This is a genomic window from uncultured Aquimarina sp., assembly GCF_947500065.1.
In the GTDB taxonomy this organism is placed as follows: Bacteria; Bacteroidota; Bacteroidia; order Flavobacteriales; family Flavobacteriaceae; genus Aquimarina.
Genome location: NZ_CANMQT010000002.1, coordinates 516,370 through 534,249, shown reverse-complemented (window position 1 = coordinate 534,249; position 17,880 = coordinate 516,370). Strand labels below are relative to the sequence as shown.

The 17,880-nt window shown below is 31.7% G+C and carries 17 protein-coding genes; 11 read left to right on the top strand and 6 right to left on the bottom strand.

All coding sequences use genetic code 11. The features are described 5' to 3' along the window. Window positions 1–196: 196 nt before the first annotated feature. Window positions 197–880, top strand: a complete 684-nt coding sequence (locus tag Q0975_RS07775; protein WP_299435042.1) for a response regulator transcription factor — start codon at window positions 197–199, stop codon at window positions 878–880. After that, window positions 880–1,959 carry an ATP-binding protein gene (locus Q0975_RS07770; RefSeq protein ID WP_299435040.1) on the top strand — a complete coding sequence of 360 codons (1,080 nt, stop codon included), beginning with the start codon at window positions 880–882 and terminating at the stop codon, window positions 1,957–1,959. Before Q0975_RS07775 ends, Q0975_RS07770 begins: the two co-directional genes overlap by 1 nt. On the opposite strand, the gene Q0975_RS07765 is transcribed toward Q0975_RS07770, so the two are convergent. After that, window positions 1,897–2,952: a glycosyltransferase gene (locus Q0975_RS07765; RefSeq protein ID WP_299435038.1), complete on the bottom strand. Its 1,056-nt coding sequence runs from the start codon at window positions 2,950–2,952 to the stop codon at window positions 1,897–1,899. The two genes, Q0975_RS07770 and Q0975_RS07765, sit on opposite strands and share 63 nt — an antisense overlap. 309 nt (window positions 2,953–3,261) lie before the next feature. Between Q0975_RS07765 and trmB the strand changes: the two genes are divergently transcribed. The 3 genes from trmB to Q0975_RS07750 are packed head-to-tail and all read left to right on the top strand — an operon-like array spanning window position 3,262 to window position 4,913. After that, on the top strand, window positions 3,262–3,936 hold the full coding sequence (gene trmB, locus Q0975_RS07760; protein ID WP_299435036.1) for a tRNA (guanosine(46)-N7)-methyltransferase TrmB: 675 nt from the start codon (window positions 3,262–3,264) through the stop codon (window positions 3,934–3,936). Window positions 3,937–3,949: 13 nt separating this feature from the next. Further along, window positions 3,950–4,585, top strand: coding sequence for a LysE family transporter (locus Q0975_RS07755; RefSeq protein ID WP_299435034.1), 636 nt, complete (start codon window positions 3,950–3,952; stop codon window positions 4,583–4,585). After that, on the top strand, window positions 4,575–4,913 hold the full coding sequence (locus tag Q0975_RS07750) for an MGMT family protein (RefSeq protein WP_299435032.1): 339 nt from the start codon (window positions 4,575–4,577) through the stop codon (window positions 4,911–4,913). Before Q0975_RS07755 ends, Q0975_RS07750 begins: the two co-directional genes overlap by 11 nt. Window positions 4,914–4,925: 12 nt before the next feature. Here the strand turns inward: Q0975_RS07750 and Q0975_RS07745 are convergent, their stop codons facing one another. Next, window positions 4,926–5,756 (bottom strand): hypothetical protein, encoded by an 831-nt coding sequence (locus tag Q0975_RS07745; RefSeq protein ID WP_299435030.1) that lies wholly within the window; start codon window positions 5,754–5,756, stop codon window positions 4,926–4,928. Window positions 5,757–5,951: 195 nt separating this feature from the next. Here Q0975_RS07745 and Q0975_RS07740 point away from each other — a divergent pair, with 195 nt between their 5' ends. The 3 genes from Q0975_RS07740 (at window position 5,952) to Q0975_RS07730 (ending at window position 7,975) form a co-directional block, all read left to right on the top strand. Continuing rightward, entirely contained in the window at window positions 5,952–7,094 is a 1,143-nt protein-coding gene (locus tag Q0975_RS07740; RefSeq protein WP_299435028.1) for an Mrp/NBP35 family ATP-binding protein, read from the top strand. 3 nt (window positions 7,095–7,097) lie between these two features. After that, window positions 7,098–7,337: a NifU family protein gene (locus tag Q0975_RS07735; RefSeq protein WP_299218812.1), complete on the top strand. Its 240-nt coding sequence runs from the start codon at window positions 7,098–7,100 to the stop codon at window positions 7,335–7,337. An 86-nt stretch (window positions 7,338–7,423) separates the two neighbouring features. Continuing rightward, a complete protein-coding gene (locus tag Q0975_RS07730; RefSeq protein WP_299435025.1) occupies window positions 7,424–7,975 on the top strand; it encodes a hypothetical protein in 552 nt (183 codons plus the stop codon). On the opposite strand, the gene Q0975_RS07725 is transcribed toward Q0975_RS07730, so the two are convergent. The 3 genes from Q0975_RS07725 to Q0975_RS07715 all read right to left on the bottom strand — a co-directional run bounded on the left by Q0975_RS07725 (window position 7,972) and on the right by Q0975_RS07715 (window position 11,296). Continuing rightward, the gene (locus Q0975_RS07725; RefSeq protein ID WP_299435023.1) at window positions 7,972–9,102 is read right to left on the bottom strand and encodes an acyltransferase family protein; all 1,131 of its coding nucleotides are present in this window, start codon (window positions 9,100–9,102) and stop codon (window positions 7,972–7,974) included. The two genes, Q0975_RS07730 and Q0975_RS07725, sit on opposite strands and share 4 nt — an antisense overlap. 109 nt (window positions 9,103–9,211) lie before the next feature. Continuing rightward, window positions 9,212–10,390 carry a helix-turn-helix domain-containing protein gene (locus Q0975_RS07720; RefSeq protein WP_299435021.1) on the bottom strand — a complete coding sequence of 393 codons (1,179 nt, stop codon included), beginning with the start codon at window positions 10,388–10,390 and terminating at the stop codon, window positions 9,212–9,214. A 9-nt stretch (window positions 10,391–10,399) separates the two neighbouring features. Beyond that, entirely contained in the window at window positions 10,400–11,296 is an 897-nt protein-coding gene (locus tag Q0975_RS07715; protein ID WP_299435019.1) for a metallophosphoesterase family protein, read from the bottom strand. 386 nt (window positions 11,297–11,682) lie between these two features. Between Q0975_RS07715 and Q0975_RS07710 the strand changes: the two genes are divergently transcribed. From Q0975_RS07710 to Q0975_RS07700, 3 genes are all read left to right on the top strand, one after another. Beyond that, complete coding sequence (locus Q0975_RS07710; RefSeq protein WP_299435017.1) at window positions 11,683–13,179, top strand: hypothetical protein; 1,497 nt, start codon at window positions 11,683–11,685, stop codon at window positions 13,177–13,179. Window positions 13,180–13,346: 167 nt separating this feature from the next. Further along, window positions 13,347–13,829 carry a hypothetical protein gene (locus Q0975_RS07705; protein ID WP_299435015.1) on the top strand — a complete coding sequence of 161 codons (483 nt, stop codon included), beginning with the start codon at window positions 13,347–13,349 and terminating at the stop codon, window positions 13,827–13,829. Window positions 13,830–13,955: 126 nt separating this feature from the next. Continuing rightward, window positions 13,956–15,074 carry a hypothetical protein gene (locus Q0975_RS07700; protein ID WP_299435013.1) on the top strand — a complete coding sequence of 373 codons (1,119 nt, stop codon included), beginning with the start codon at window positions 13,956–13,958 and terminating at the stop codon, window positions 15,072–15,074. Between the two features lie 3 nt (window positions 15,075–15,077). On the opposite strand, the gene Q0975_RS07695 is transcribed toward Q0975_RS07700, so the two are convergent. Beyond that, entirely contained in the window at window positions 15,078–17,846 is a 2,769-nt protein-coding gene (locus Q0975_RS07695; RefSeq protein WP_299435011.1) for a CHAT domain-containing protein, read from the bottom strand. Between the last annotated feature and the right edge of the window lie 34 nt (window positions 17,847–17,880).

The window sequence follows — 17,880 nt, the reverse complement described above, 5'->3', positions numbered from 1 at the left end:
TTAAAGGCTGGATATCATATTCAGCCTTTTTTGATTCTAATTGATACATAACTATGTATTGTATCTTAGTAAAGTTAAATCAATGTTATGATCATACGCTTTTAATGTTAGCTTATTGTTACCAAGCACTGTGTAATATGGATACTTCGTATTATGTAGTATATTTACCTTTATTGTTATATAATTCTAAATTATAATGAATAAAAAAGATATTACAATTCTACTAGTAGATGATGAACCAGATATTTTGGAAATCGTTGGATATAATCTTACGGCAGAAGGTTATAGTGTTTTAACAGCAGAAAATGGTTTAGAAGCTGTGAAAATTGCTAAAAAGAAAAAGCCTCATTTAATCATATTGGATGTAATGATGCCAGAGATGGATGGTATTGAAGCTTGCGAGCAAATTCGTAAAATACCAGATTTACAAAACACGATTATCACCTTTTTAACTGCACGTGGAGAAGATTACTCACAAGTAGCAGGTTTTGATGCAGGAGCAGATGATTATATTACAAAGCCCATTCGTCCTAAAGTGTTGGTAAGCAAGGTGAAAGCTTTATTACGTAGATTAAAAGAGGATGATTCTTCTGACGAGGTAGTGAAGATCGGAAACCTTGTTATTAATAGGGATGAATATAAGATCATTAAGGATAAAAAAGAAATTATATTACCAAGAAAAGAGTTCGAATTATTATCTTTATTAGCTTCTAAACCGGGCAAAGTATTCAAACGAGAAGATATTTTGGACAAGGTTTGGGGTAATGAAGTTATCGTCGGAGGTCGTACCATTGATGTGCATATCAGAAAGTTAAGAGAAAAACTTGGCGATGATAGTTTTAAAACTATTAAAGGAGTTGGCTATAAGTTTGTTGTATAATGGCAGAAAATTTTAAGAGATCGTATAGGTTTGCATACCTGTCGTCTTTATATATAACGTTAGTATTAACGCTCTTATTGAGCGTTTTTTTATATGTTCAATCTCAATTCAACTTTCTAGTTATAGCAGGTTTCATTATTGTATGTTACGCGGTTTGTTTTTTAATCATACAGTATCGGGTTCAGAGATTTATTTATCGTAGAGTTCGGAAAATATATGATGATATTGAAATGCTGGATATGGATACTATAGGTGATAGTCCAGTAACTACCGATATGAGGACGTTAATTAAAGAAGTTGAAAGATTCGCCCAGAAACGGAAGACTGAGATAGAAACTCTAAAGATTAGAGAAGACTATCGTAAAGAATTCATGGGAAATGTTTCTCATGAATTAAAGACTCCATTATTTACAGTACAAGGATATATTCTTACCCTTCTCGATGGAGCTATGAGTGATCCGGCAATTCTGGATAAATATCTTAATCGCGCTAATAAGGGTGTTGAACGTCTGATTTATATTGTGAAAGATCTTGACATGATTACTAAACTAGAAGTAGGAGATCTGAATCTTAATTATACCAATTTTGATATTATAGAAGTAATACAAAGTGTTTTTGATCTATTCGAAATGAAAGCGTCAAAAAAGAATATAGCGTTGACTTTTGATATGAACTACCAGGAAGCTGTTATGGTTCACGCAGATAAGGAGAGAATTCAACAGGTACTATCAAATTTGGTAGTAAATTCTATTAAGTACGGAAAAGAAGATGGTACCACAGAAGTTAGTATAGAGAACTTAATAAGAAATAAAGTGATTGTTAGAGTTACCGATAATGGAGAAGGGATTGCACAAGCTCATATCCCTAGATTATTTGAACGTTTTTATCGAGTAGATAAAAGCGGATCACGTAAAGAAGGAGGTTCAGGTCTTGGGTTGGCAATCGTTAAACACATTATAGAAGCTCATCACGAACGTATTTATGTAGAAAGTGATTATCGAATAGGAAGTGAATTTTCATTTACTTTGGAAAAAGTGAAAAAGTTCCCCGTAGTCGATGTCAGTACTAAAACTGCTTAATCCTTTATAAGTATTAAGATCATATAATTTTTTTAATGTAAATTCATGCTGTTTACAACTTGGCACTAATTTATTAATCGTAAGGCGTTCCGCTAAATATTCTTGCTCGAATTGACCTGGAGTAGGTATAAAAAATGCTTTTTTCTTAAGTTTTGCAAGATCCATTACCGTAGTATATCCTGATCTGGAAATAATGACATTACTACTGTTAATAGTATCCTGTAGTGCATTACCAGTGAGATAATTATGAACGATTATGTTATTCTTTACATATGTTTTTTGCGTTTCCTCAATAATACCTCTAACAAATACTATTTTTTTATCACTCCGTTCGAATTCTTGAAAAAGCTTTTTTTCCAACATGGTTCTTTGGGGTTCAGGACCCGAGAGTAATACCATGATATCATACTTTTTTGGTAGGTTTTGATAGGTAAACCTGCTTAAAGGTCCAAGATAAGTAACAGGAATATTATTTCTTTTGGGATGGCCAAGTTCACCACTTAAATTAGGATCATCCGCCATATCAGGTACCCAGCATACATCAAATTTCTTTATATATTTTTTATGGAGTTTTGTACTAATAGATGTTGTTTTTCCGCTAAGAACCGTGAGCTGATGTGTAATGAATACAGAAGGAATACTTTTATGTCTTACTCCCATTCTATTATCAGAGATAATACCATAAAAATCATCAGATTCCAGAATGCGTTTGGTTACTTTCTTTTCGGCAGAAATTGCGTGTGCTATTTTAGGACTATTGAGTAACATCTTTAATTTGAAGTTACTACCTTTTTTAGCGTATTCTACATTGTAGGATGGAAGTTCTTCCGTTTTTAAACGTGGAAATTCTTTTTTTAATAAGGCCAGAGCAATACCGTCAGAAGCGATCACTGGTTCAAAACCTTGATCTTTTAATGCGTTGATTATAGGGATACAACGAGTCGCATGACCTAATCCCCAATTTAACGGTGCTATCAATACTTTTTTACCCACAATTAATTAGTTTTAATAAATAGAGATCCATAAGTGTATTCTCTGTATTTTAAAATTAATAGTATTCTTCTGTCTATATATTTCCTTAATTTTACCAAAAAATTATGTTTAGGTTAGTGAAGCTTATATTTAAAAGTGAAACACATTGAATGTATTAGCTGAACTAATCCCGTTACAGAACGGGATTCGCATTGTAGTTATGTTTTTGGAGCTTAGGATTGTAAATTTCTGTTATAGGTAAAAAATCTAAACGCTAGATGTAACATAAAATGGATTAAAGAGTCGAATAGATATAGAAGTATATAGTACGTGGGAAGCAAGAATAAATTAAAACGTTTTAACGAGAACAAAACCTTTCAGAATGTAGTAGAACCTACTCGAGAAGAGGTGCTAAATAACTCCTTAGGATTTAAAGGAAAATGGAGAGAGAAGTTTTTCAAAAATGAAAACCCGATTGTATTGGAATTAGGATGCGGTAAGGGGGAATATACCATAGGATTAGCAGAAAAGTATCCTGATAAGAATTTTATAGGAATTGATATAAAGGGAGCTCGTTTCTGGCGTGGTGCTAAGACGGCTATAGAGAAAGAAATGAACAATGTAGGTTTTATTCGAACACAGATAGAATTAGTAGATCATATATTCGATACAAACGAAATTGATGAGATATGGATAACATTTCCAGATCCTCAGATCAAATACAAGCGAACAAAGCATAGAATGACTAACCATGAGTTCTTGCAACGCTATAAGAAAGTTCTTAAACCAGATGGGATCATGCATCTTAAAACAGACAGTGAATTTATGCATGGATATACATTAGGGTTGTTACATGGAGAAGGACATGAGGTACTTTATGCTAACCATAATGTGTATCATCAAGAAGGTTCGCCTGAGGAGGTGACAACCATCCAGACTTTTTATGAAAAACAATATTTAGAAAAAAATAAACCTATAACTTACATTCAGTTTAAAATTACCTAATTGCGTCATCGATTTGGAAACAACTAAACTCTTTCTCGTCACTTTTTTTGCATCCTTAGTTGGAGTAATCCCGCCAGGATTAATTAATATGACTGTAGCTAAGACCTGTCTGGAACGAGGAAAGAAAAACGGAATCTTAGTGGCAATAGGAGCTTCGGTTGTTGTTTTTATCCAAGCATTATTCGCTATTTTACTGGCAAAATATATATTTTTTAATCCTTTTGTGAAAAATATGCTACTCAGAACAGGAGCAGTTATATTTTTTCTAATGGCTATTTACTTTTTTGTTAAAGCAAAACAAAGAAGAACGAAAATTAAGGTATATAAACATGCAGGTTCTCGGAGTCTTTTTAAAGGGATGATGATGTCTGCAATTAATGTACTACCTATACCTTATTTTTGTACGATTGCTGCAGCTATGAGTGTAAGTGGAAAAATAGAGTATGATGCACCAAGGATTATAATATTTGGTATTGCTGCGGGAATAGGAACTTTTGTAACCTTATATTTTTATGTATTCTCTTTTCTTAAGATCGAAAAGAAAACGGCGTCTATAACTAAATATTCTAACTATTTTATGGGAATATTGATGTTGATTTTAGTAATGTTAACTTTGGCTAGAATAATTTATACTTGGGATGAAGGATAAGAATACAGACGAAAATTTTTTTGATAGAGTTTATCAAGTAGCAAAACTTATTCCATATGGTAGAATAACTTCATATGGAGCTATTGCCAAATACCTTGGAGCAGCAAGAAGTGCTCGAATGGTTGGTTGGGCCATGAATGCTTCTGGTAAACAAGAAGATGTACCTGCTCATCGTGTTGTGAACAGAAAAGGGATCCTAACCGGGAAACATCATTTTGATGGAACAAATTTAATGCAACAACTACTCGAAAACGAAGGCGTAGAAGTGATTGATAATCAGATACAAGATTTTGAGAAATTATTCTGGGATCCAATGAAGGAATTGTAATTTTTGATGAGCTTACAGGAAAACTCCAATACCAACAGAAAAAGTAGAAAAACTAACACCTCCGATTCTTAGGTATTCATATCCACCATTTATCTTTAACCTATTAACGTGGTAATTTAACAGTACGTTTAATTTGTCAGAAGATCGTGTGTTTATTAATGTCTGATTATAATTAAGCTCCAGACTCATAGGTTTAGCAAAGAAGTATTCTGCTCCGATACCATAGGTAAAACCTAATTCATCTACATCTCCTGCGATATAAGTAGCACCCATACCCCAATAAGCATTAAATTTCTCTGTGCGTACTCTATGATACTTTGCTAAAAATGTAAAAGTAGCCAAAGAGTTATCTCCAAAAAAAGTATTATTCTCCCATAGCTGTAGATAATCTGCCTCGATACTTACTCTCTTGAAAAACCTAAAATCTGCATTGACGTGATTACCATAGAGTTCCTTGTTTTCTGCAATAAAGCGATTGGTTAATGTAATTCTAGAATGGTTAGTGTCTCCTCCCCATTCATATGCGTAATTACCTTTGTTAGAATTATAATAAGGATATTTGGTAATAAAAGCTTTGCTAGCACTTCTTCCCTGTTCTTCAGGACTTTCTATTAAACCATAATATGTAGCATATAGCCCGATTTCAATAAAAACCATGGCGAGATCACCCCAAAGAGGATCATTATCAAATGAGGAGTTTCTAGCACTTCTGGAGCTTGATCTTGATGAACTATAATTGTTGTTCTTAGATAAACCTTTCTCAGCTTTTTCTAGTTTGCCCTGACTAAAACCTGCAGAGGATATGATTAGAAATAATAAGACAACAAATACTGTTCGTTTCATAATGGATGATTGATTTATTATAGAAATTCTTAGTGATCACAAATCGTACCGCTTTAAGAAAATTACTTCATTGTGTATACCGATAGCTGTATAAAGTATTTCAATTTGTAGGTTTTAGATTGTTAACTTTTCAGAGTATCTTTGCAAGAATAGAATAGCCGTTACGACTATTCTTTAGAAAAAGAAATAATACTCATGAAGTTAGAAAAATCTGATATAATTAAGGCTTTGGAGACTATTACGGTTGCCGGAGAAGGAAAGAACATGGTGGAGAGTGGTGCAGTGAAAAATGTGATTACTTTTGGAGATGAAGTAATTGTTGATTTGGAGTTATCTACACCTGCATTACATATCAAAAAGAGAGCAGAAGTTGATGTCATGAAAGCTATTCATGATAAAGTGTATGAAAAGGCGAAAGTAAAGGTGAATGTTAAAGTAGAAGCTCCTGTAGCTAAACAACCTGAAAAAAATGTAATTAAAGGGAAGCCGATTCCTGGAATTAAAAATATTATTGCGGTTGCTTCTGGAAAAGGAGGAGTTGGTAAATCTACTGTGACTTCTAACTTAGCCGTTACTTTAGCAAAAATGGGTTTTAGTGTTGGGCTATTGGATGCAGATATCTACGGACCTTCTGCACCTATTATGTTTGATGTAGAAAGAGAGAGACCATTATCTGTTAAAGTAGGCGATAAATCTAAAATGAAACCCGTAGAAAATTATGGGGTTAAAATATTGTCCATAGGATTTTTTACGCAACCTAACCAAGCAGTAGTTTGGAGAGGTCCTATGGCTGCAAAAGCATTAAATCAGATGATTTTTGATGCAGCTTGGGGAGAATTGGATTTCTTACTATTGGATTTACCTCCAGGAACGGGTGATATTCACTTATCGATTATGCAATCTTTACCGATAACAGGAGCCGTTGTAGTTAGTACACCGCAGAATGTAGCACTTGCTGATGCTAGAAAAGGAGTAGCGATGTTTCAACAGGAAAGTATTAGCGTGCCTGTGCTAGGGATCATAGAAAATATGGCATATTTTACTCCAGAAGAACTTCCTAACAATAAATATTATATCTTTGGTAAAGAAGGCGCTAAACATCTTGCAGAGGATATTGATGTTCCGTTTTTAGGAGAAATACCTTTAATACAAAGTATACGTGAGGCAGGAGATGTAGGTCGTCCAGCTGCATTGCAAACAGCAACTCCTATTGAAAAGGCCTTTGAAGAATTAACAAGGAATGTTGTACAGGAAGTAGTAGATAGAAACGAAAATTTACCACCTACTGAGGCGATTAAAATAACAACAATGGCAGGATGTTCTGCTGTAAAAAAATAGTAAATGACTTCTGAAGAATTAAGAATTAATGTAGAAAAAGCGCTAGATGAAATTCGTCCTTTCTTAGAAAGTGATGGAGGAAATATTTCATTGGTAGGCATAGAAGATGATAAGAGAGTCAAGGTACAACTTGAAGGTGCTTGTGTAGGTTGTAGTGTAAATCAAATGACACTAAAATCAGGAGTGGAGATGACAATCAAGAAGTATGCTCCTCAAATTGAAGAGGTATTAAATATCGAATAATATCGTTTTTATTAAATTTTATAAACTATATGCTCAAGAAAAATGTTTTTCTTGAGCATATGTTTTTTAATTCCAATTCTAATAGAATGATGAAAAAATTAATTTATCTACCGATTCTTAGTTTCGTTTTTTTATTTACTAGTTGTAGATCAAAAACTACGGAACGTATCGATATAACAAATACGCTATTAGGAAATGACAAACATCTGGAAGTCGAAAAAACGAATAAAAGCACAACTCATAAAGGTATTATAACAAACTCTGATTATGGAACAAGTCATAGTTATAGCTATAAACTTACAGTGAATAATGGAGATATAAATTGGGACGGAGGCACAGCAGAACCGAAACATCTTCTTTTTTGTAAGGATTCTATTTATATTCATTATCTCAAAGAAAAATACATTTCAGTAAAATCTAAAGATTCAATTGGAAATATAGTTGAAAAAGATGGTTATTATGTGGTTCAGGATGTATTCGAAGTCTATATCGATAAGCGTTACTTTTTTAAATTCTTTGGAGATGATTATTGGGCAGAGGTTTCATCTGAAAAATATAACCTTCAAAAAGAATCTTGTACTGAATATAGCATTCCAAATGACAATGAGTTATCAATACCTAATACGATAATAGATTAATAACTATTTGTTTTTTTTAAACCAAAGAACGGATGCAATATTGGAATCTTTAGAATAATCCAGTGATAGATCATCCAACTACCACCAAAAGTACCTAGAACCAGTATGATGAATTTTGGTAACAACCCCCAATCAAGACTCATGATATAATATCCGATGGTAATGGTAATTGTTTGATGTAAAATATAAAAAGGATAGACAGCTCTATTGCAATAAGCAAGTATTTTACTTTTTATATTTAGAAATTTAGCACCATATCCAAGGATGACCAGAATCCAAGACCATAGATTAGTTACTTTTATGAATGCTTCAGTACAATGAATAAGAAGGCTATCTTCTCCTTGTATCCATATAAAAAGTTGAACGGAAAAAGCAATAATTCCTATTATCAGAGCTTTGGATTTTATAAAGTCAAGACTTTTCCAGAATACCTTACCTGCAGCGATAAGTATAAAACCAAATAGAAAGAAGGTTAAAGAATTTATAAAATTAAACCAATCATCAATCAAAGCATGCGTAATATCGAAAAAAGGTTCTATTAAAACTTCTATAAAATATAATGGTATAATGAATAAGTACAATCCATATGTTTTTTGAACTTGTTGCTGTGTCCAATTCGTAAAACTTGATGTTTTTCTTTTGATCTGTATAAATAGAGGAGATAAAATAATAGAAAAGATAAGTAAGTAAGGCAAAAACCATAGATGATGCCAGCTAACGTTTCCTTCAGGATATATTCCAATAAAGGCTTCAGTTCTGATATAAGAAAAATAAGACCCGATGAATTCATTAGTAACTAATCTTTCAAAATAAACTTGTGGAGGCACAATGAATAACATACCAAATAATAAAGGAATCAAAAGTCTTTTGATGCGTTCCCAATTAAATTGCCAAAGATTTCTATGTGATAAGGCGTAAAAAGTTCCCATGCCCGAAATGACAAAAAGAATAGGTAAACGCCATTGATTTAGAAATAACATTGGCCAACGAATCCAATCATAAATTATGTTGTTCTTAATATGCCATCCCCAAGGAACAAAAAACATGCCTACGTGATAAAAAATTAGTAATCCAAATACGATTACACGTAACCAATCTAAATCATAACGGCGAATTTTTTTATCCATAACTTTTGAAATAATTGTTTTGTCAAAAGTGTAATAATTCCATTCTAATTAGATAAAAAATGACCCCAATTACGTCCAGAATTGTAATTTTGAACTCTTTAGTATGGATCTAAGAAGATTTTTGAAGCTCAATAAATGCTTTTGGAGACATTGCTACGTGTTTCTTGAATGCACTGTAAAATGTTGATTTAGAGTTGAAACCAACGGAGTTTCCAATAGCCTCTATCGTTAGATGATTATAGTTAGGATCTATTAAACGTATTTTAGAAACTTCAATTCGATATTGATTGATGAAATCATTAAAATTGAGTCCTGTGGATGTATTAATGATTTGAGAGATATAATTAGAGCTTGAATCTAACTCTTCAGCTAGAATTTTTAATGAGGCAGTATTAAGAAGGTAAAATTTATTTGTTTCTACAAACTCCGTAATTTTATTTATTGAGATTCCTTGATCTCTAAAACTAGAAGTTTCATATTTATCGGCAATCCAAGAATTTTCAAAAAAACGAGATTCTGATAATAATACAATACAGGTGATACTAACTATAATTGTATTAAAAATGAAAATGTAATGATCCCCACCATCGTCTTCAAAATTTAGATATACAATGAATATAAGTAAGAAAAGTAGAAGAAGTCCTATAGAGGTGTTTTTAGAAAAATCAAATTTGTTAATTCTTGTACTTTCTGCGCTAACAATTTTCTTTTTTGTTTTATTTATTACAATAAGACGAATAGATAATGTGATGTAAAAAACAAAACTTAATAAAATCAACCACCTAAATTCATCTTTGACCCATTGATAACTATAATCCATATCATCAGGAACAAACGCTCTAGGAACATCTGGATAATACGCCCCTAAATATGCATTGACCTTAACAGCTATAGGCTGAAGATAGTATTGTATTTGGGTTAGAAAATATAAGGTAGCTGGTACACAATGTAACCAATGTTTTTTTATGGTAATTGGTGTTCGAGTGAGTAAGGTATTTACGAAAAGATATATGGATGGTGCTAACAGTAATACAAGTGGTTCTGTACTATCATTAAAATGTGGAATATATTTTATAAGACCCGTGTAGCATAAGAAAATATCTGTAGCAATAATTGATTGTATCAATAATGACCAGCCATAGATTTTAAATGAGTTACTTTTTTTTGATGTCCTAAATAAAATAACCAAACTTACTAATAATCCTATGAAAATACCCAGACTGATAAAATAAGACACAAAATTATGGCGTATAGGAATTTGATCTATTATCTCATAAACATTTTCCATACCGATCTATTATTCTGTAATAAAGTCTGTTAGTTTTTGTGGTCCTTCGAGAGGGACTCTTATAATTTTTAAAGTACCATCTTCAGTAGTTGCGATTTGCCATTTGATTAGGGTAATATTACCATTTTCGATTTCGATTCCAGTAATTGATCTTGGATGTACACAGCTTCCATCATTAAACAGTGCTAACTCACCTGCTTCAGGAAAACGAGGACGATGTGTATGACCAATAATGGTAAATTGATTTTTATGATTAGCAATCCATTTTTTGATTCTCCGTTCTACTTTGATAGTTTCTTTGTAGTTTTTGGCAGGACTTGTTGGATCGGCAATACCAACAACTTGTAGTGGTTTCCATAATACACGTACCAAAAATCTATTGATTCTCCATCCTACATAATTCATGAAATCTGCTTGATGCCCGTGTAATAAGAAGATATCTTGCTTAGAAGCCTGATGTCTTAGGATAATTGCTTCTTGGAACTTTATTTCTGGAAAAAGAGGTACATCACTATCTGTCTTTGGATCAAAATAAGTGCTCAAGTGTTTTTTTACATATTTAGGATCGCGATAGACCATATCATGATTTCCCCAAATCATCTCCAATCTATTTTCAAAATAGAATTGTTGAAGCAATTCGTAGACATTTTTATGAGCTTTCAGTATAGTTTCGAAATGTAGGTTCTCCCATAGTTCATCTCCATCTCCTAATTCGCAATACGTAAAATTTTCATTATAATAATGCTTTAATGCATGAAAGTAAATATTCCGATTGTTGGCAAATTCATCTGCAAAACTATTATCTCCTCTGTGACAATCACTAAATAAGATAAACTTAGAACTGTCATCAAAAGAAATGACTTTTGCATTCTTATAAGCGCGATCCAGTCGGAATTGGGATGACATATTAGTGTTTGTTTTAGGTATAAATATAGCTAATACCATTTCCTATATAAAATTACCGGATAAAATTATTTCTTTTAATCTCATACTGCGTTACAAAATTGACCGATAGCTCAGGCTATCCATAAATTTTCTTCTTTATCTGAAATCAAAATATTTCAATTTAGTATTTCAGTAATTTCATATAAGAACTGGTATAATGTTTTTGTTTTTAATACAGAATTTCATCAATGAATTAAGGAGTTAACGAAGAAAAGGGAAAATAAAATTATTTTTTTTCAAAAAAATGGGTAATGAATTCTTTTTTCTCCCCCTTTAGTATAGAATCACTAAAGAGGCGGAAACCGAAAAGCCTTAAATAGAGTAGGTATTCTTAAAACCAATTCACAATGAAAACAAATCTTATTAAATTAACAATGTTGTTAGCACTGGGCTTATTCGTGTGGTCTTGTGATCACGATGAGTTGTCTGATCAGACTTCTCAAGACGAAGAAATTCTTCTAAAAAGAGGAAATGAATCCAATGAAGGAGGATCAGTATATTCTGCTTTGGGTTCTAAATATTCTAAGTCTGCTGCAAGAAACATTTTTTCTAAAGCCATGGCAACCGCCATAGCATCTAATCCAAGTGTAAAAGAATTACTAGTTAAAGAAGCTGGTAAGAAATTCAATGGTGATTACGAAATCTTATACCTTATGGTAAAAGATGCAGAAGTAAAAGGAGGTAAACTCTCTGATGTATTACAAAAAAGTTACATGCAGAATTTTAGAGAAGAAATTCCAAGAGATTTCTTCTCAGAGGAAGTATTAAAGGCAGATCCTTATATGACGATATATATTGATGAAATCTACTTTAGAAGCCCAGAATTACTATCTAATCCGGTAACTGTAGCTTTTGAAGCAGCAGAGATTGATGATACAAAGATTGAGTTTTATAAAGGATATAATTCTAAAGGACAAGAGGTTAAAGTAACTGAGTATACAAGAGAAGATGCAATTTTTGGTATTAAAGAAAATGAGAGAATTGTATTAGTAAATAAGAAGACATTAAGAACTATTAATGGAAATAGTATCAATAGTATTTTGTTTTTTCCTCCTCCAACAGATCCTTGTGATGATCTTTTAAATGCCATTGTAGCTCTTTTTACTACCGCAGTAATTACAGGTAATGATTTCTTAATCATCCAAGTGATGGAGCTAAATGAATTATACCAATGCATCTGTTTAGGTGACTGCGATGATCCTGATACGGATGGTGATGGTATTCCTGATAATGAAGATGATTGTCCTAATGAAGTAGGGCCAGCATCTAATAATGGTTGTCCAGAAGCTCCGGGTTGTGTTGCACCAGCTGGATGTGATAGAACAAATCGTAATGATAAAGATGAAATCTATAAATTTAAGTTCTCTAGTTGTGACGCATATCAATCAACTACAAACTTATTCGAAGGAGATAGAGAGATGAGAGCATCTGTTACCTATGCATCTTTAAATACGTTAACAGGAGTTGCAGAAACATCTACAATTCTGAAAGCAGGGAGTTTTTCTAAAAATACATTAAGAGATGCTAATTTTTGGGGTACTTGCCAATCTACGAATTGGGTAACCGTAAATTGGGAAACATTTACTTGGGATTATTGTACATATGGAGAACAAGCTTATGTGTATTGGTATGAAGAAGATAATCCAGATACTACAGCTTCATTATCACTGGGAGTTACATTTACGTTAGGTCCAGTAAGTATTCCTATTAGTTTTACGATTCCTTTTGCCAATGAAAATGATCCTTTAGGAGGTTCTTTAGTACAGTACTGTGATGAAGCTGATGGTTCAGGTTATCAGTATAATACCGGAAATATCAATTTCTACTACAGAATGGAACCTTAAAGAATAGAGGGTTTATAATAAAACACAAAGGTAGTTTACCGAAAATGCCTTTGTGGGATATATAATACTTGAAATCATCCTGATTTTTTTTGGATGAATTCTAAAAACTTCAGGAAGATTTCTTGGTATTATTTAATAGAGTAGGTGAATTCTTAAAACTAAAAACAATGAAATATTTAATAGTTGGTGCTTTGGCACTTGGTTTAATACTAACATCTTGCAATAAAGAAGAAATTGAAACTATAGAAGAATCTGTAATCACAGTAGATATCGAAAAAGCTGCGGGATCATATAGAGTGTGGTATGATAATGGAAACCAACCTGGACAAGATGGTGTAGACTATGGATGTAAAGGATCTGGAGGAAATTGTTTAGATACTGTGGTTGTTACCGCTTCTATGGCAAGTCCTGAAATAGCAGGAGATCTTGTTGATACTGTTGGATCTGGTAATACAGGAGCAGTAATAGATATTTTTAAGCACTATGGAAGAGAGTTATCTGAGGTAATACCTGCAAATTTAATAGAAGGTGTAATAGGAGGAGAACTACAAGTTTCTAATAAAGGAACTTTTGAAAAAAATGAAATAGTCTATCTTAACTTTAATGATAGAAGAGGAAATACTAAAAGCGTAATTCCATTGAGAAAATAAATTCTAGGAAAAGTTGTTGTCTACCTAAGCTTGTCGTAAACCAATTATAGACTATATAGGATTACTAAGGCTAAGGTAGACTTCATTATAGAAGAATTACAAAGAATTTTAAGAATCAATTTAAATATGAAATCAATATTAGGAGCGATTATTTTTATTATTCTTTTTTCATGTCAAGACAAGAAAAATAATAAAGATGCTCAGTTTAAATATGTGAAAAATATGACTTTTGACTCTGGGTTTAAAAGTGGAAATGCTCAAATTGAATTTATTAATGGGAAAGAGTTTCTTTGTATTGGGGAGTATCAAAAAGAAAAAAGAATTGCGCTACATCCATTGGATGGTAAGGAATCAATTTTTATAGATATCAGTCGATTAGATCTTTTTAATGAGCGTGTTCTTGCCTTCGAGATTTTAAGCTTAGATACAATTTTAGTATTACCTTATTATTCAAACATTCTTTATTGCATGAATCAAAAAGGTGATGTCTGGAAGACAATTGATTTAAATCCATATTTAGAAAAGGAAGGAAGGTTCGAGTTAAAGCGATCCGCAACACCATTCCATTACAATAATAATTCACTCATATTTTCATTAGAATACCTAATGGATACAGAAATAGCATACGATGTCTATGATTATCGAAAAAAGCGAAATGCTGCTCCAATACTATTAAAAATTGAAGATATTTTTGAAGATACTCTTGATGTACAGTTTGGATTAAGAAATTTATATAATCACTTTTCTGATGCAAACCATGCTAATATAGAGGGAAATAATTTTGCATTTATAAATGATCAGATAGTATTTAATACTGCATATAGTGATTCATTGTATATTATAGATCCGGATCATCTGAGAATAAAACAAAAAATAAAAATCTCATCAGATTATTCTCGGATATATATTGATCCTATTGCGAATAAACAACAAGCTCAAAATCCTAATTTAGTAAATCAAAATTTTACAACTAATGGTCAGATCAGAAGCGTTAAATATGATAATGATGAGAAAGTCTATCTTGTTTTTGTTTCTCATAAACCCAAAGAATTGCGGACTAGTTGGTCAGTCATTATTTTGGATAATGATTTTAATAAAATAGATGAGTATCTGATGGATGATTCTAAATACGCATATTATGGACTTATTTCTTCCAAGGGCTTATTGATTTCTAACTATTATGAGACATTAAGAGATGTGGCGACCTATGATAAAAACACCTACGCATTATATGATTTTGAATGAGATTTAAAAAAACTTCTTTTTTACAAAGAAGATTATAAAAAATAACAAAATGAATAGAAAAGGGTATATCCAAAGATTCATCTGTGAATTATTGGATAGTAGTAAGGTATCGGTATTTCCGTGTAAAACAAGAGGTCCCCAAAAGTAAGGAGATGTCTCTGACCCTTGATGGTTGTGTAAATATTCTAGTTTAGATTGATGTAGTGCCGATGATTTGGGCAATCCTTTTTTTAAGTGCTTGTAAAAGTTAAGAACAATCTTATTTGTTGATTTTTCATTGGTGTTCCAAAGAGAAGAAATAACGCTTTTAGCACCTGAATGAAAAAAACCTCTAGTCAAACTCATGATTCCTTCTCCCGGTTGTAGTTCACCGATCCCTGTTCTGCATGCGTCTAGAATCACCAACTCGGCTTGTTGCTTAATGAAATACAATTCATTTAATGTTAGCTTTTCGTCATAAAAAGCAATCCAAGGTTCTTGATTACTCATAGAACTAGCATGTGTGGATAAATGTATAGTTTTATAATCACTAGATTTATTAATAAAGTTGTTTTTAGAAGCGTTCTTTTCCGTAAAAAAATCTCCATCAAATAAACCTTTAATTTCGTTCATTTTGTCTTCACTTTTTTTTAGATCAGATAACTGATGGTTTTCAAAATTAATAGGAGCGAAACCTAAAATATTTTGACTGGAAGAGCGTATTGTTTTATCCGTACTTTTAGATAAGGACATTGAATATTGATAGCTGGTTTCTATAAAATTTATAAGATAACTGTCTTGTATGTTTTTTGCACTTGGATGTATCGTCAACACTTCAAAAGGGATGTATTGTAATATATGATCGGGAATAATAGTTATTTTTTTATTTACTTTAGTTTTAATATCTGAAATAAAAGGTAGGAGCTGAGAGGCAATAGAAAATGAAGTTTTTTTATATATTTCCTGATCTTCAATAGAAAACAAAGGCCGATGTAATAATGTATTTAGCGTTATAATTTCTTTATCTAATTTAGAAATATCGGCTATTTTAAAGAATGATACTTTGTCTGATGTAATATACATACCGTAACCTTCTTGATCTGATAAAATATATTGAACTAAAGCAGTATTATTTTTAGTAACCTCTTGGACACTTTCTTTAAAAGAAACAATATCAATTTCCTTTTTATAAGAATAGTAATTAGGGTATTCTTTTTCTAGAGATTTTAAAAACTCTTCATAATCTCTTTTTCTTTGAAAAATTAAAGATCGTCTATCACTTTCCGAGAAATATCCTTCTTTAAGGGGTTTTTGGCTGGCAAGAAGTATTTTGTACTTCAGGGCGTATTCCTTTTCTTGTAATGAATCGGGTAACCCTCCACGATTTTTAGCTTCTTCATGGGTCAAGTTTTCTAATAGTGATAAGGATTTACTTTTCTCCATAAAGTAAAAGGCATCTTTATGTTTGTTTAAGGTATAACATATAGAAGTTGCTAGTATATATAGATCGACTCCTTTTTTACGCCAAAAGAATTTGGATCTTTGCTCAGAACTTTCGGAACGTATGATGTCTATGAGTTGATCTGCTCTAATAATTGTACTTAATGCATGCTGGAGATAGGTTGTGTTTTGGGTTTCATTATAAAATTGCAACCATGCATTGGCTTTATCTTTTAGGTCATTAACCAGATCAATCTTATTAGTTGACGGAATTAAACTTTCTAATGAAGGAACTTTATCATATTCTAAATCGTTGTCAATACTATAGTTTATTGCTTTTTGATAATGCACTAAAGCTTTTTTATATTCTTTTTTTTGTAAGTAATAATCTCCTAGATTATCAAATATAGAAATATGCTGAGGATCGTATTGTAGCCCTTTTTGGTAATGAAAATAAGCTGTTTCTTGCTGATTTGTACGTGCATGAATATACCCTAGATTATTATAAATAACAGCAATTCTATAGCCGTTAATTTTTTCCAGACTTAAAATAAGAGATAAAGCTTTATTATAATAAGAAATGGCCTTAAGATTCTCTTTTAATTCATCATAAATATTTCCATATCTATTGTAAATAATAATTTTTTGTTTCTTTCTTGAATTATCAGATAAATGAGCAATGGAATTTTCAGTTTTTTTTAGATATTCAATGGCTTTCTGGTAATTTTCCCTCTTACCCGTTTGAAAATATACTCTAGAGAAGCTTAAGTATACGCTATACATTTCTTTATTTAAAACAGTATCATTTTGCTTTTCGATAATGTGTTCTGCTTCTTGTAAATAATCTAATAACTTATAATAATCTCCTCTTTCAATAAATAAATTTGCTAATCCAACTGTATATGCTTTAATGGAGTATTTATCTTTATGTTTTTGTTTTATGAGTTTTTTAAATGTCTTAATAGCGTTGGTTTCATCTCCAGAATAGTAATAAAAATAAGCAAGGTTATTGTATGTTTTATTAACCAATTCAGGAATAGAGTCTATATATTCTTTTTGAATCTCTAGGGCTTTATGCCCATAGATAATAGCCTTTTTATAATCTTTATTATTATAATTTAGTTTACTATAACTATTGTATATAGAACTTAATTGAATAGAATCGATACTATTTTTTTGTGATTCGATCCATTGTTCAATTGTATTAGTTTTAGTATCATAGGAGACATCGGAGTTTTCTATTTTATGATATTGATCTATAATAGATTGCGCATTTCCTATATAGGTAAAAATTATACATAATACACTAAAAACACGGTTCAGTGTAGATGGCAAAAGGTGGTTATTGGTCATTATTACGGACGGTATAAGAGTATCTTAAAAATAA